Genomic DNA, 13734 nt, shown 5'->3' with positions numbered 1-13734 from the left:
GACCACGACGACACCGCACCCCACAACGCGATCGTGAACCATCCGAAGTGAAGGAGCCCCCCATGAAGACGCTGCTCTCCGGCGGCACCGTGGTCAGCATGGACCCGGCTGTCGGCGACCTCGACCGCAGCGACGTGCTCGTCGAGAACGGCGTGATCGTCAAGGTGGCCGAGCGCATCGACGCACCGGACGCCCAGGTGATCGACGCGAGTGACCGCATCGTCCTGCCGGGTTTCATCGACAATCACCGCCACACCTGGCAGACCGCATTCCGAGGTATCGGCGCGGACTGGACGTTTCCCCAGTGGGCGGCGGCCATGCACGGCACAGTCAAACCCCACTACACGCCCGAGGACGTCTACGTAGCCACCCTGCTCGGCCGCCTGGAGGCTCTGCACTCCGGCATCACCACCATGTTGGACTGGTACCACGTCGCACAGGGCCACGAACACGAAGACGCCGCCGTCGCCGCGCTGCGGGCTGCTCCGGCGCGGTCGATCTTCTGCCTCGGCGCCGGATGGGCCGCGCCCCACTCCGTCGACGACGACATCCGCCGCGTCCGCAGCAAACTGGACGGAGACGACCTGGTCACCATGGCCTGGGGACTGCGCGGAGTCGAAGACACCAGCATCGACACCGTCACCCGGGAACTGAAACTCGCCGCCGAACTCGGCCTGCGCACCAGCCTGCACACCGGCTCCGACGGAACCCAGCGCCCCATCGCGGAGCTGCGCGAGCACGGCCTGCTGCGGAACACCACCACATTCGTGCACGCCAACGGCATCAGCGACGAAGAACTGCGGATGCTCGCCGACGCGGGCAGCTCGATCTCGATCAGCCCCGACGTCGAGCTGAAGATGGGCTTCGGTTCGCCGGTGACCGGCCGGGCTCTGGCCGCCGGCCTGCGCCCGACCCTGTCCATCGATGTCGTCCCCTCGGTCGCCGGCGACATGTTCTCCGCGATGCGCGCCGCCTTCGCCGCCCAGCGCGGGCTGGACGGCGGCCTGCGCGCCCGGGACCTGCTGCAGTTCGCCACCCTCGACGCCGCCCAGTCGTGCGGCCTCGATGCCCGCACCGGCAGTGTCACTCCTGGCAAGGACGCCGACATCATCCTGCTGCGCACCGACGACCTGACCGTCTTCCCGGTCACCGACCCGGTCGGCACCATCGTCAGCGCCGGTCACGCCGGTCTGGTGGACACCGTCCTCGTCGCCGGCCGCGTGGTCAAGCGCGACGGCGCGCTCGTGGACGGAGACCTCTCGGCTCTGAAGTCCCGCCTGCTCGCGTCCCGCAACCGGATCGCCACTGCCGCCGACGTCCCGCTCGACGGCAGCTGGGACCCGCAGCCGACATCGGCGTAGGACGACCTGGTTGCGTCGGCGGCCCGGATGAGCAGATCAACTCCGTGGACGGTCATCGGCTTCTCCCGCGGTCGTGACGTGCATGCGAGCCCCGGCCCGCAGGAGCAGGCCGGGGCGGTGGTGGTCACCTGGTGGCTCTGGCTGCGTCCTCGATCAGCTTCGCGGTGGCCTTCGGGTGACTGATCATGGCGACGTGGGACGAGGTCGGCACTTCGACGACCTTGCGGAAGTTGGCACGGCGATACATCCAGCGTTCGGCGGCGGGCGGGATCGCCTTGTCCTGGCCGGCGACCAGCCCCCACGACGGGATCGTCCGCCACGCGGCGGCCTGAGTCGGATAGGTGAAGGAGTCCGCGTCGAAGGGCCGCTGAGTGGACTGCAGGAGTCGGAACGTAGCTGTGGACACGTCGGCGGCGAAGGCGGCCTGGCCGTCCTTGCTCAGGTACAGGTCGGTTCCGGTGGTGCCGTCGGGCTTCGTGTAGGGGACCGGCACGCTCACGGGCAGGACCTCGCTGCCGGGGAACTTGTCGATGAGCTCCCCCTGGGTCTCGCCCACATCGGGCACGAACGCTGCGATGTAGACCAACGCCTTGACGTTGCTCTTTCCGGCAGCGGCATTCGTGATGACGGTTCCACCCATGGAACGTGCGACCAGCACGATCGGCCCGCTGATGGAGTCCAGCAAACTCGCGATGTACGGGGCGTCGGTGGGGATACCCCTCAGCGGGTTCGCCCCGGCGATCGTGGTGTAACCCTTGCTCTGCAGCTCCTGAATGACTCCGTTCCAGCACGACGAATCGGCGTAGCCGCCGTGGACCAGCACGATGGTCGGCTTGGCGCCCGGCGAGTTGTGGCTGGTGACCGCGGCGGTGGCGCTGCTCGGGGTGAGGATCGCGGCCGATGCCGCGGCGGCCGCGCCGGTGGCGATGACTCTGCGGCGGGTGAACGTGGGGCGTGCGGGCATGCGGGTCTCCCTCGTCGAGGTAGAGGTGCGCCCGGGCGGGGTGCCCGCCCGGGCAGAAGGAAGGGTGTTGGCGCGAGGAGCTGTTATGCGTTGCCGTTGCGGCCTTCGGCGGCCTGGGTGATGACGGCGGCCACTGTGGCGGGGCGGGAGACGTAGACCGCGTGGCTTCCGGGGGTCTCGGAGACGGTGGCGCCGGTGCGCTCGGCCATGGCGCGCTGGGCGGGCGGCGGGATCATGCGGTCGTCGGTGGCGACCAGGTACCAGGCGGGCTTGACCCGCCAGGCGGGTTCGGAGATGGCCCCCTCGAGCGCGTCGATGCCCCAGGGCACCTGGGAGTCGGCCAGGAACGCGGACTGCGCCGCAGGCAGGTCGGCAGCGAACGAGTCCGCGAACTTGACCCGGTCCAGGAACAGGAACCCGCCCTGCGGGGGCAGGATCGGCGGCACCGATGCGCCGGGCGGCGGGTCGGCGATCAGGGTGTTGACCGACTCTCCCTTGTCCGGGGCGAAGGCGGTGATGTAGACGAGAGCGGCGACGTTGGGGTGGCTGCCGGCCTCGGTGATGACGGCGCCGCCGTAGGAGTGGCCGACCAGCACGGCCGGTCCGTCGAGGGCGTCGAGGATCTGGTGGGTGGCCGCGACGTCGCCGGCCAGCGACTGGGTCGGGTTCTGCACAACGGCCACCCGGTAGCCGTCGGCGGTCAGTTGCTCGTGGACGCCCTGCCAGCCCGAGCCGTCCACGAATCCACCGTGTACCAGCACGATGTTCCTGATGGTTGCCATGGTCACTCCTGCCGGAGAGGGACAGGCCCATCGCCTGTCCGGTGCCCTCCAGTGAAGCCATGAGACGCGGGGCGGACCATGCAGAAGAGCACGCAGAAGTTCTGCGTACGACCGCTCGCGGAGCGTCCCCCTCGCGGCCGCCGAGGTCAGTCAGCGCCGACGGAAAGGCTGCGGCACCGACGGTGCGCCTCGATGTCGCCCACCGTCTCGAACACATCGGCCGCACGGCGGTAGGTGAGACGGCTCTCCCGGGCACGGCCCTCCTGGGCCAGCAGGCCGGCGAGGACTTCGAGCGCGCGGCCGTGCAGATAGTTGGCGTCGTACGCCTCCATGAGGTCGGTGGCATCGGTGAGCGTGGCGATCGCCTCGCCCCGGCGACCGAGCTGCCCCAGGCACCAGCCGAGGTCCGCCAGATAATGCGGAACCAGGTATGCCGCGATGCTCGGCGTGACCCCAGAGCCTTCGCCCTCGGCCAGGGCGAGGGCCTCGCGATAGCGCTCCACCGCTTCGGCGGGGCGCCCGGCCTCACGAAGGCAGTGCCCCATACTGCTGACGCACGCCACCTGCGCATCCGCGTCAACGAGAGACTTGAACAGATCCGCCGCCCGCGTCGCCGAACTGATGGCCTCATCGAACCGGTTGAGCCTGCGCAGGGCGACCGCCGTGTAGTTGTGGGCCCAGGCGATCTGCGCCGTGGCCTCGCTGCGGGTGGCGAGATCCAGCGCCTGGGCCGCATGGCGCAGCGCGCCCTCGGGGTCGTTCAACGGGATGCCGTGCACCCAGGCCAGATAGTTCAGTTGGGTCGCCTCCTGTACGAGATCGCCCAGTGCGGCTGCGGCATGCGCGCCGAGCGTGAAGACCTCCTGCCAGTGCGCGGCGTGGACCCAGCGGTCGGAAAACCAGTGCATGGCCTCGGCGCAGTCCAGCACGACGGCATACTCGCCACAGGTGTCGGCCTGGCGCAGGGCACCGAGCCAGTTCTCCACGTTGGCCCGCAGCCATCGCTCCGCTTCCTCTGCGCAGGACGGGACCGGCAGGTCGGCGTCGGGCCGATCCGGGCGGCCATAGGCGGGTTCGAACCACCGCCCGGCCGTCGTCGCCATCCGCAGCAGCCAGGACCTCACCTCGGCAGTCAGCGCAGTGCGGTCGGCGTCCGTCTCCTCCGCCTGCAACCGGTCGCGGGCGAAGAGGCGTACGAGGTCGTGGAAGCGGTAGCGGCCCGTGGTGCCGTCCTGCAGCAGACCGAGATCGACGAGTTCGTCCAGGGCATCCCAGGCGTCGGCGAGTTCGATGGCGCCGGCCACGGCCGCGAGGGTGGCGTCGAAGTCCTGGCCCGGTACCGCTGCCAGGCGGCGAAACACCCGGCGGGCAGCGGCGCCCAGCTGCTCGTAGGACATCCCGAACGCGTTGGCGATCTTCAGGTCGCCCGCTTTGAACTGCTCCAGACGGTGTTCCTCGTCCGACAGCCGGGCGGCGAGTTCGCCGGCGCTCCAACCTGGGCGGCTCACGAGCCGGTTGCCGATGATTCGCAGAGCCAGCGGCAGACCGCCGCACAGGCGCGCGAGCCGGACCAGTGCCGCCTGTCCGTCCGTGGCGGACCGCTCGCCGACGATGCCGGTGAGCAGCTCCGTGGCCTCGGGTAGCTGCAGCGGGCCCAGCACCAGGCGGCGCACCCCCTCCAAGCCCGCCAGCAGCCGACGGCTGGTGGCCAGGACCCGGCTCGCTCCGCCCGCCGCGAGCAGCGGGCGGATCTGCTCCTCGGATGCGGCGTTGTCCAGCACGACCAGGATCCGCCGCTCATGCAGCAAAGACCGGTAGAGCGAGGCACGTGCCCGGACGTCGGCCGGTACCTGACGGTCGGTGACACCCAGCGCTCCCAGCAATAGCCTCAGGGCGTCGGCGGCCGACCGGGGGCGCGCGGACATGCCCAGCAGATCGAGGAAGAGCACCCCGTCCGTGAAGTCCGGCCGCAGAGCGTGCGCGGCGCGGATCACGAAGGTGGTCTTGCCCGACCCGGCAGAGCCGGTGACGAGCCCGACCATTGCACTACCCGGCGGGTCGGTGGCCCGGGCAAGGCCGTCGATCCAGGCCAGTTCCGCGGTCCGGCCGGTGAAGTCATCGACTGCGCGGGGCAGTTCGCACAGACCGCTGGGACGAGCCCAGTGGTCCCGCAGGCGACCGTCGCGTGCCAGATCGATGAGCCGCTTGCGGTCCTCGGCCGTCAGCGCGAGGGCGTCCGCCACCGCGACAACGGTCCGGTGCTGGGGCCCCCTGCTGCGGCCGCGCTCCATGTCGGAAAGCGTTCGGGCGCTGACCCTGGAGACTTCCGCGAGTTGTTCGAGCGTCAGGCGAGCCGCCTGACGATGGCGGCGCAGCAGCTCCGCGAGACTCGGATCGTCGGCGATGGTGACACCTCCTGAGAGCGGAGCAAGCATGTGAACCATTCGAATGGGGGCAATCGTACGGAGTCCGTGAAGAAGTGATATGGCTTCTGTCGAACCCGTCCAGCTTCCGTTGCCTGGCTACGAGTAGGAGCCCACACGCGACCCTGCCGGCTGGCCTGGACGGAACGGACCGTGCCGCTCGGAACTCCGTGAGGGACATGAACTTGCAACCCGCCGGATCCGCGGCCAGGTCCCGCGCCGACCGTGCCAGGCCGAGCATGGGCGCGACGACCGCGGGGCGAGCATCACAGCAACCGTGACCGCGACACTCGGCTGGCCTACGTGCCGGTCGGCACCGACGAACTCAACCGAGCTGACGGCCGGATCACCGTCGCCGGGGTCGCTGCACTGCGGCGATTCACCGATGCCACCAGCCGAGGCCCGAGGAAATGCCACCCGTCCTGAGACAAGCGCAGGCTGGCACCGCGTGAGACAGCCCGAGGACCTGCTGGTAAGCGCGATGGCTTATGACATGCGCCGCGAGCTCCTACAGCCGGGGGCGGTCCAGGAAGCGCCGGAAGGGAGAACCGGCTCAGGGCCGGGACGCTACCGGGCCACCGCCCGTACTCCGATCCTCACGCTGACGCCCCGCACCCGCATCCCGGGACCACACCGGTCAGAGGGCCATCGCCCCGCCGGCCCCCGAACCGCGGGGCGGCGACGTGGGGCCGACACGAGACGCGGCACCCAGGGTCACTGCGAACATGCGCCCCCCGGACCGCGGCGTCGGGATCTTCTTCGGAAATCCGGACACATTCTGTGTACAACCCTTGTGCCCCATGCGCTGTCAAACACGGCGACGGACAAGGAACGGGCCCTTTCCGGATACCCCCCGTGCCCCCGAGCAAGCCCGGCCCTTCGTGAGCCAAGGAGCCGCTCATGCGTAAGCACCGCTCGGCCGCCGTTGCCGCGGCATCGTTTCTCCTCGTGACGGGGGCGGCCGTCGCCGCCGCCCCGTCCGCGTACGCCGGCACTCCCGGCGGCACCCACGCCAACGACCGCAACACCGACTTCAACGGCGACGGCTACGACGACGTGCTCGTCGGTGCTCCCGGTGCGGCCGTCGGCGGGCACAAGGGCGCGGGCATGGTCACCGTGCAGTACGGCGGGCCCAAGGGCATGGGCACCTCCAACGCCAGGGCCTTCAGCCAGAACACCTCGGGTGTGGCAGGCGCCGCCGAGGGCGGCGACGGCTTCGGCAAGACCCTGGCCACCGGCGACCTGGACGGCGACGGCTACGACGACGCGGTCGTCGGCATTCCCGGCGAGGACATCGGCACCGTCTCCAACGCGGGTGGCGTCGTCGTCCTGTGGGGCACGCCGAAGGGGCTCAGCGGGTCGGTGAGCAACTGGCTGCAGGCCGAAGAGCCCACCGCAGGCGGCAAGTTCGGCGCCTCGCTCGCCGCGGCCCGGTTCTCCGACACCACCCCGGGCGATCTGCTGGCGGTCATGGACTCGGTCGGACTGACCACGTACCAGTTCGAGCCGGCCACCGAGCCCAGCACGAAGAGTGCCGGCCCGCAGACGCGGCAGCCCGTACAGAAGTCGCGTACGACGCTCTCCTCGCCGTCGAAGAAGGCACGCACCGGGTCCGCCGCCGAGGCGCCGGGCATCCGGCCCGCGTCGATGACGACCGGCGACTACGACAACAACGGCTACGCCGACCTGGTGGTCTCCGGCACCAGCGTCGGTGCCGAGCCGGGGCACGGCTGGTCGTACATCCTCCCCGGCACCGCCTCCAACGACGAGCCGCTGCCGGTCACCGCGGTACGCGGCGGCCCGGTCGTCGCCTCCGGCGACATCAACGGCGACGGATACGACGACCTGGCCACCGGCGAGCCGCACAGCCCGGACGACGGCGGCGCGAGCATGACCGGCGGCCTGGTCGGCGTCTACTACGGCAGCGCGGCCGGCCCCGCGGGCCAGGAGGGCCCTGGCACCCCGCCGGTCTGGTGGACCCAGAACTCTCCCGGCGTACCGGGATCGAACGAGCGGGGCGACGGCTTCGGCACCGACCTCTCCATCGGCGACACGAACAAGGACGGATTCGCGGACCTGGCGGTCGGCATCTCCGGCGAGGACGTCGGCCGGGTCGCGGACGCGGGTGCCTTCACCGTGCTGCGCGGCTCGGCCCGGGGGCTGACCGCCACCGGCGCGCTGTCGGTGACGCAGGGCACCGCGAAGGTCCCGGGCACGGTGGAGAAAGGCGACAAGTTCGGCGGCCAAGTCTCCTTCACCGACCCCAACGACGACGGACGCTTCGGCCTGCTCGTCTCGGCGCCCGGTGAGAACACGAACGACGGCTATGTCTGGGTGTTCTCCGCGGGCACCGGCGGCTTGACGACCTCCGGCTCGTGGAACTACGGGGCAAGCGCGTTCGGTGGTCCGTCCCTGGACGCGCTGTACGGGGCGGCGATCGACGACTGATACGACGCGGGCGGGCGCTCGCCCCGCCCGCACCCGATTCGGCCTCGGAACCGCCGGCCACGTCCCGCGCGCCCGCGCCGAAGGCTGCGGGGTCTCGGCCGCCTGGTCGGCCGCCCGAATCCCCGCCGCTGATCGTCAGCGCGTCGGAACTCTATGAGCTGACGCGGCACACCTGGCAGGATCCCGTCCGTGACGAGCGGTGGGACGGCCGAGTTGTTGCTGAGCGGCATCGTGCTGATCGGCGCCTCGGTGCAGTGGCTCACGGGGATGGGCTTCGCGCTCATAGCCGTGCCCGCCATGGTGCTGGTGCTGGGCCCGGCCGAGGGTGTGGTGCTCGCGAACTGCGCGGCCGGCGCGATCAGCCTGGTCGGGCTCGCGGGCGGCTGGCGGCAGGTGCGCCCGGCAGCGATGGTGCCCCCGGTCGTGGCGGCGGCGTGCACGGTGCCGGCTGGGAGCTGGGTGGCGGCCCGGTTGCCGGAGCCGGTGCTGCTGGCGTGCATGGGGGCGCTGGTGAGCGGGGCCGTGCTGCTGGTGATGCGGGGCGTCCGGGTGCCCGCCCTGCGCGGACCCGGAGGGGCGGTGGCCGCGGGTGCCGTGGGCGGGTTCATGAACTCATCGGCGGGCGTCGGCGGCCCGGCGGTCTCCTTGTATGCCGTGAATGCGGGTTGGACAGTGCGGGAATTCCTGCCGAACGCCCAGTTCTACGGGGTGGTGGTGAACGCATTCTCCGTCGCCGCCCACGGCCTTCCGCGGCTCAGCGCTCCCCTCTGGCTCCTGATCACCGTCGGCCTGGCGGCGGGCGCCCTGATCGGGAAGGCGCTCACCGATCGGGTGCCGGAAAAGCGGGCCCGACTGCTCGTCCTGCTGCTCGCACTCGGCGGTGGGATCACCACGCTCGTCAAGGGAGTGTGGACGCTCTGACGGTCGGGCCACTGCCCGGATCCGCCCACAGATGATCTTCACGGACCGCCGTCCGGTCGGCAGGGCCCTGTCGAACAGGCGACGGTCACGGGATATCTTGATATCAAGCAATGTTGCAGACGTGGAGCGGAGCACCCGGTGACTGACTCGACCATCATCTATACGCACACCGACGAGGCCCCGGCCCTGGCGACGTATTCGTTCTTGCCTGTGATCGAGGCGTACGCCTCGACGGCCGGGGTCACCGTGGAGAACCGCGACATCTCACTGGCGGGGCGGATCATTGCCAGCTTCCCGGAGCACCTCGACGAGAACCAGCGCATCGATGACGCTCTCGCCGAGCTCGGCAAGCTGGCCAAGACGCCCAGCGCCAACATCATCAAGCTGCCGAACATCTCGGCGTCGATCCCGCAGATGAAGGCGGCCATCGCCGAGCTGCAGCAGCAGGGCTACGCGCTGCCGGACTACCCGGACGACCCGCAGACGGACGAGGAGAAGGACGTCCGCGCGCGCTACGACAAGATCAAGGGCAGCGCGGTCAACCCGGTCCTGCGCGAGGGCAACTCCGACCGCCGCGCCCCCGCGTCGGTGAAGAACTACGCCAAGACGCACCCGCACCGCATGGGCGCCTGGACGGCCGACTCGAAGACGAACGTCGCGACGATGAGCGCCGACGACTTCCGCTCCACCGAGAAGTCCGCCGTCATTGCCGAGCCCGGCTCCCTGCGGATCGAGCTCGCCGGTGACGACGGCACCACCACTGTCCTGCGCGAGTCGGTACCCGTGCTCGCGGGCGAGGTCGTCGACGCGTCCGTGATGCGGGCGGCGGCCCTGCACGAGTTCCTCAAGGCGCAGATCGCCCGCGCCAAGGCCGAGGGTGTGCTCTTCTCCGTGCACCTGAAGGCCACGATGATGAAGGTCTCCGACCCGATCGTCTTCGGCCACGTGGTGCGCGCCTTCTTCCCGAAGACGTTCGCGAAGTACGGCCAGGCGCTGATCGCCGCCGGTCTGTCGCCGAACGATGGCCTCGGCACGATCCTGAACGGCCTGGACGGCGTGCCCCACCTGGGCGCCGAGATCAAGGCCTCCTTCGAGGCCGAGCTCGCCGAGGGTCCTGCCCTGGCGATGGTCGACTCCGACCGCGGCATCACCAACCTGCACGTGCCGAGCGATGTCATCGTCGACGCGTCCATGCCGGCCATGATCCGCACCTCCGGCCACATGTGGGGCCCGGACGGCAAGGAGGCCGACACCCTGGCCGTCCTGCCGGACAGCAGCTACTCGGGCGTCTACCAGGCCGTCATCGACGACTGCCGGGCGCACGGTGCGTTCGACCCGTCGACGATGGGCTCGGTGCCGAACGTCGGTCTGATGGCGCAGAAGGCCGAAGAGTACGGCAGCCACGACAAGACCTTCGAGATCGCCGCCCCGGGCACGGTCCGCGTCGTCGACGGTTCCGGCAACGTGGTGCTGGAGCAGACGGTCGCCGCCGGTGACATCTTCCGCATGTGCCAGACCAAGGACCTGCCGATCCAGGACTGGGTCAAGCTCGCCGTCACCCGCGCCCGCGCCACCGGCACCCCGGCCGTGTTCTGGCTGGACGAGGGCCGCGCGCACGACGCGACGCTCATCGCCAAGGTCAGGACGTACCTCGCCGACCACGACACCGAGGGTCTGCAGATCAAGATCCTGTCGCCGGTCGAGGCGACCGCGTTCTCGCTGGAGCGCATCCGCCGGGGCGAGGACACCATCTCGGTCACCGGCAACGTGCTGCGTGACTACCTGACCGACCTGTTCCCGATCCTGGAGCTCGGCACGAGCGCCAAGATGCTCTCGGTCGTCCCGCTGATGAACGGCGGCGGCCTGTTCGAGACCGGCGCCGGTGGCTCCGCTCCCAAGCACGTCCAGCAGCTGGTCAAGGAGAACTACCTGCGCTGGGACAGCCTGGGTGAGTTCCTCGCGCTCGCGGTCAGCTTCGAGCACCTGGCGCAGACGACGGGCAACGCGCGCGCCCAGGTGCTCGCCGACACCCTCGACCGCGCCACCGGCACCTTCCTCAACGAGGACAAGTCGCCGAGCCGCAAGCTGGGTGGCATCGACAACCGCGGCAGCCACTTCTACCTGGCGATGTACTGGGCCCAGGAGCTGGCGAAGCAGACCGACGACGCTCAGCTCGCGGAGGCGTTCGCCGGTCTCGCCAAGACGCTGACCGAGCAGGAGCAGACGATCGTCGACGAGCTCATCGCGGTGCAGGGCTCGCCCGTCGACGTCGGCGGCTACTACCGTCCGGACGCCGCCAAGGCGTCGGCCGCCATGCGCCCGTCGGCGACGTTCAACGAGGCCATCGCGGCACTGGGCTAGGCCTCGGTCGCCGCGCAGCGCGCGGTAACCGTTCCGCCCCGGTCGCACATGCGACCGGGGCGGTTCCGTGTGTAGGGCCAGTGGCCCCGTCCGCGAGACCGGTCCATGCCCGAGGCACACGCGCCGACCCCGCCGCAGGCTGACGCCGTCGGCGGCATCGGGCGCCGACGGCGCTCCCTCGCGGTACACGCCGGCCTGGTAGCCGGGCTCTTCGAAGGCGAACTCGCGGGCGGCGGCGGGATCCGGCAAGTCGACGATGTGCACACTGCCGCTGGGCGCGTCAGGTCGGGCCGCGGGCGATCATCTCGTTCTCGTACCGGTCCCTGGAGGACCAGTTGCGACCACCCCGCCCACGTCGGGGAGAGAAACGGGTCAGTGGTCGTGGGGCGTTGACGGGTGCTCAGAAGTGTTGACCACCCGCGCGGTTACTCTTATCGTTCTTCGATAACATCGATATTCGATATGAGGGCGGTTGCTGATGTCTGCTGAGGTACAGAGATCCAAGAGGTCCGAGCCGCCGGATGGACCGCCGTCTCAGGGGTCCGAGGCCAGGCTGCTGGAGCCGGTCGCCACTGTGGTCCGGGGCGTCTACCGGCTGTTTCTCGTGTGCCTCGTCGTCGGCGCCCTGGGACCCCTGATCGGCACCGAGCTGGGCATGCAGTGGAGCAGTCCGCACGTGTGTGCCGAATCCCGCTCGGACTTCAGCACGGGCGGGTTCACCGGCATGTTCCGACCTCATGCAGGGGTCGAGGTCATGGCCCGCCCGTCGTACTGCACCGATCACGCCGACAGTGCCCAGCGGCTTTTCGACTTCCTCGGCGGCTTTCCCTCGTGGCTGCTGGTCCTGGGCATCCTGTTCCTGCTCAACCGCTTGATACAGGACGCGTCCCGCCAGGGCGTCTTCACCGCACGGACAGTGAAGCACCTGCGGGTCGCGGGCTGGTGGCTGCTGCTCGGCTGCCTGGTCGCAGAGGTGGTGGAAGCCGGAGCGCACGCGGCTCTCCTGGCGACCCTGGCCCAGGACTACACCTTCGACGCGGACAGCTGGCTGGGAATCTGGCAGCCGCCCTACGCACTCGTCTTCACGGCCCTGGGCATCCTCACGTTCTCCCGTATCATGCGCGCCGGGGTGGCCATGCGGGAGGATCTGGAAGGGACGGTGTGATGGCGTCGGACGACCACGACAGCCATGCGATCGAGGTCCATCTCGACCGCATGCTCAACGAGCGCGGCATGAGCCTCGCGGAGCTCGCGTCCCGGGTCGGGGTGACCAACGTGAACCTGTCCATCCTGAAGAACGGCCGGGCCCGCGCGATCCGCTTCACCACGCTGACCCGCATCTGCGAGGTCCTCGACTGCCAGCCGGGCGACCTGCTCACGCACCGGAGCACCGAACGCGAGCGCGGGCGCCCGCCGACAGCCCTCTGAGGCGGGCCGGGCCGACGCCGTGGGCTCGTAGAAGTCCAGCAGCAGCCCTGCCATGATCCGTCGGCCCGGGCTCCGGGCGTACGCCGCACCGTTCCTAGCCAGTGTGCCGGAGCCCCGCGAACCGGCCCAGCCCCAGCGCTTCCCCTCCGTTCTGTGCCGAGCAGCGTCTCCCGATCCTCTCGATACGGCCCCGTCCCGGCCCCCGGGTACGGTGCGACCGCCGGTGAGCTGCGAGTATGTCGAGGGGCGGCCACCTCGGGACAGCTCCGCCATTCGAGCAGCCGACCGATTCGGAGCAGCACATGCCCGCACCACTCACCGTCGCCGTCGCCCAGCCCGTCTGTGAGCATCTCGACGTTGCCGCGAACGCCGCAGCGCATGCCGAGGCGATCAGGGACGCGAAGGCTCGGCTGGTCGTCTTCCCGGAGCTGTCACTGACGGGCTACGACCTCGCTGCCCCGGCCGTCTCGCCCGACGACGCCCGCCTCCGGCCCATCGTCTCCGCGTGCCGCACCACCGGAGCGACCGCCCTGGTCGGGGCACCGGTACACGAGACGGACGAGCGTGAGTACATCGCCGCGCTGGCCGTCACGGGAGAGGGCGCGCGGGTCGTCTACCGGAAGATGTGGCTGCACGGCGAGGAGTTCGACCGCTTCGCTCCGGGCGAGAAGCCGGAGGTCCTGGTGATCGACGGCGTGCGGCTCGGCCTTGCGGTGTGTTACGACGCGGCCGTCCCGGAGCACGCCGCCGAGACCGCCGCGCTGGGCATCCACGCGTATGTGGCCGGCACGCTCTACGGCGCGGGTCCCGAGTCGGCGGCCCGGCGCGACGGGCACATGAGGGAGCGGGCGCTCGCTCACGGGGTGTGGGTGGTGCTGGCCACCTCGGCGGGGGCCAGCGGTACGTATCCGGAGACGTCCGGCGGTTCCGGTGTCTGGGGTCCAGACGGAGCCGTGGTCGTGCAGGCCGGGTCGGAGCCCGGCGCCGTGGTGTCCGCGGCGCTCGGGGGCGCCGTGCCTGCCTGAGGCGTGTCCGGCGGATCAGGA

At 70.5% G+C, this 13734-nt stretch carries 10 protein-coding genes and 1 pseudogene; 7 read left to right on the top strand and 4 right to left on the bottom strand.

The annotated features are described in order from the left end of the window. The first annotated feature begins 62 nt into the window (after positions 1 to 62). Positions 63 to 1361, top strand: a complete 1299-nt coding sequence (locus tag AB0N06_RS12645) for an amidohydrolase family protein (RefSeq protein WP_366134672.1) — start codon at positions 63 to 65, stop codon at positions 1359 to 1361. A gap of 124 nt (positions 1362 to 1485) precedes the next feature. Here AB0N06_RS12645 and AB0N06_RS12640 read toward each other — a convergent pair whose 3' ends face one another. The 3 genes from AB0N06_RS12640 to AB0N06_RS12630 all read right to left on the bottom strand — a co-directional run bounded on the left by AB0N06_RS12640 (position 1486) and on the right by AB0N06_RS12630 (position 5542). After that, complete coding sequence (locus tag AB0N06_RS12640) at positions 1486 to 2325, bottom strand: alpha/beta hydrolase (RefSeq protein WP_366134671.1); 840 nt, start codon at positions 2323 to 2325, stop codon at positions 1486 to 1488. Between the two features lie 83 nt (positions 2326 to 2408). After that, positions 2409 to 3107, bottom strand: coding sequence for an alpha/beta hydrolase (locus AB0N06_RS12635; RefSeq protein ID WP_366134670.1), 699 nt, complete (start codon positions 3105 to 3107; stop codon positions 2409 to 2411). Between the two features lie 146 nt (positions 3108 to 3253). Further along, the gene (locus AB0N06_RS12630) at positions 3254 to 5542 is read right to left on the bottom strand and encodes a tetratricopeptide repeat protein (RefSeq protein ID WP_366134669.1); all 2289 of its coding nucleotides are present in this window, start codon (positions 5540 to 5542) and stop codon (positions 3254 to 3256) included. An 888-nt stretch (positions 5543 to 6430) separates the two neighbouring features. Here AB0N06_RS12630 and AB0N06_RS12625 point away from each other — a divergent pair. The 3 genes from AB0N06_RS12625 to AB0N06_RS12615 all read left to right on the top strand — a co-directional run bounded on the left by AB0N06_RS12625 (position 6431) and on the right by AB0N06_RS12615 (position 11260). Continuing rightward, positions 6431 to 7978 (top strand): esterase, encoded by a 1548-nt coding sequence (locus tag AB0N06_RS12625; protein WP_366134668.1) that lies wholly within the window; start codon positions 6431 to 6433, stop codon positions 7976 to 7978. Positions 7979 to 8167: 189 nt separating this feature from the next. Then, the gene (locus AB0N06_RS12620) at positions 8168 to 8899 is read left to right on the top strand and encodes a sulfite exporter TauE/SafE family protein (RefSeq protein WP_366134667.1); all 732 of its coding nucleotides are present in this window, start codon (positions 8168 to 8170) and stop codon (positions 8897 to 8899) included. Between the two features lie 138 nt (positions 8900 to 9037). Continuing rightward, positions 9038 to 11260 (top strand): NADP-dependent isocitrate dehydrogenase, encoded by a 2223-nt coding sequence (locus AB0N06_RS12615; protein WP_366134666.1) that lies wholly within the window; start codon positions 9038 to 9040, stop codon positions 11258 to 11260. 177 nt (positions 11261 to 11437) lie between these two features. Here AB0N06_RS12615 and AB0N06_RS12610 read toward each other — a convergent pair. Next, a pseudogene (locus tag AB0N06_RS12610) lies at positions 11438 to 11597 on the bottom strand (YciI family protein); the annotation flags it as partial. A gap of 141 nt (positions 11598 to 11738) precedes the next feature. Here AB0N06_RS12610 and AB0N06_RS12605 point away from each other — a divergent pair. The 3 genes from AB0N06_RS12605 to AB0N06_RS12595 all read left to right on the top strand — a co-directional run bounded on the left by AB0N06_RS12605 (position 11739) and on the right by AB0N06_RS12595 (position 13713). After that, on the top strand, positions 11739 to 12425 hold the full coding sequence (locus AB0N06_RS12605) for a DUF2975 domain-containing protein (RefSeq protein WP_366134665.1): 687 nt from the start codon (positions 11739 to 11741) through the stop codon (positions 12423 to 12425). Beyond that, positions 12425 to 12688, top strand: a complete 264-nt coding sequence (locus AB0N06_RS12600; protein ID WP_366134664.1) for a helix-turn-helix transcriptional regulator — start codon at positions 12425 to 12427, stop codon at positions 12686 to 12688. The genes AB0N06_RS12605 and AB0N06_RS12600 overlap by 1 nt, the downstream gene beginning before the upstream one ends. Positions 12689 to 12990: 302 nt before the next feature. Further along, entirely contained in the window at positions 12991 to 13713 is a 723-nt protein-coding gene (locus tag AB0N06_RS12595) for a carbon-nitrogen hydrolase family protein (protein WP_366134662.1), read from the top strand. Positions 13714 to 13734 lie beyond the last annotated feature (21 nt).

This window comes from Streptomyces sp. NPDC051020, from assembly GCF_040683105.1.
GTDB lineage: Bacteria > Actinomycetota > Actinomycetes > Streptomycetales > Streptomycetaceae > Streptomyces.
The sequence above is the reverse complement of the archived record's forward strand: the minus strand, read 5'-3'. Positions and strand labels throughout refer to the sequence as shown.

Excerpts from the sequence above, each read along its gene's own strand:
- AB0N06_RS12640 (WP_366134671.1), bottom strand. The coding sequence starts at position 2,325 with ATGCCCGCACGCCCCACGTTCACCCGCCGCAGAGTCATCGCCACCGGC.
- AB0N06_RS12625 (WP_366134668.1), top strand. The coding sequence starts at position 6,431 with ATGCGTAAGCACCGCTCGGCCGCCGTTGCCGCGGCATCGTTTCTCCTC.
- AB0N06_RS12595 (WP_366134662.1), top strand. The coding sequence starts at position 12,991 with ATGCCCGCACCACTCACCGTCGCCGTCGCCCAGCCCGTCTGTGAGCAT.
- AB0N06_RS12600 (WP_366134664.1), top strand. The coding sequence starts at position 12,425 with ATGGCGTCGGACGACCACGACAGCCATGCGATCGAGGTCCATCTCGAC.
- AB0N06_RS12635 (WP_366134670.1), bottom strand. The coding sequence starts at position 3,107 with ATGGCAACCATCAGGAACATCGTGCTGGTACACGGTGGATTCGTGGAC.
- AB0N06_RS12605 (WP_366134665.1), top strand. The coding sequence starts at position 11,739 with ATGTCTGCTGAGGTACAGAGATCCAAGAGGTCCGAGCCGCCGGATGGA.
- AB0N06_RS12645 (WP_366134672.1), top strand. The coding sequence starts at position 63 with ATGAAGACGCTGCTCTCCGGCGGCACCGTGGTCAGCATGGACCCGGCT.
- AB0N06_RS12630 (WP_366134669.1), bottom strand. The coding sequence starts at position 5,542 with ATGCTTGCTCCGCTCTCAGGAGGTGTCACCATCGCCGACGATCCGAGT.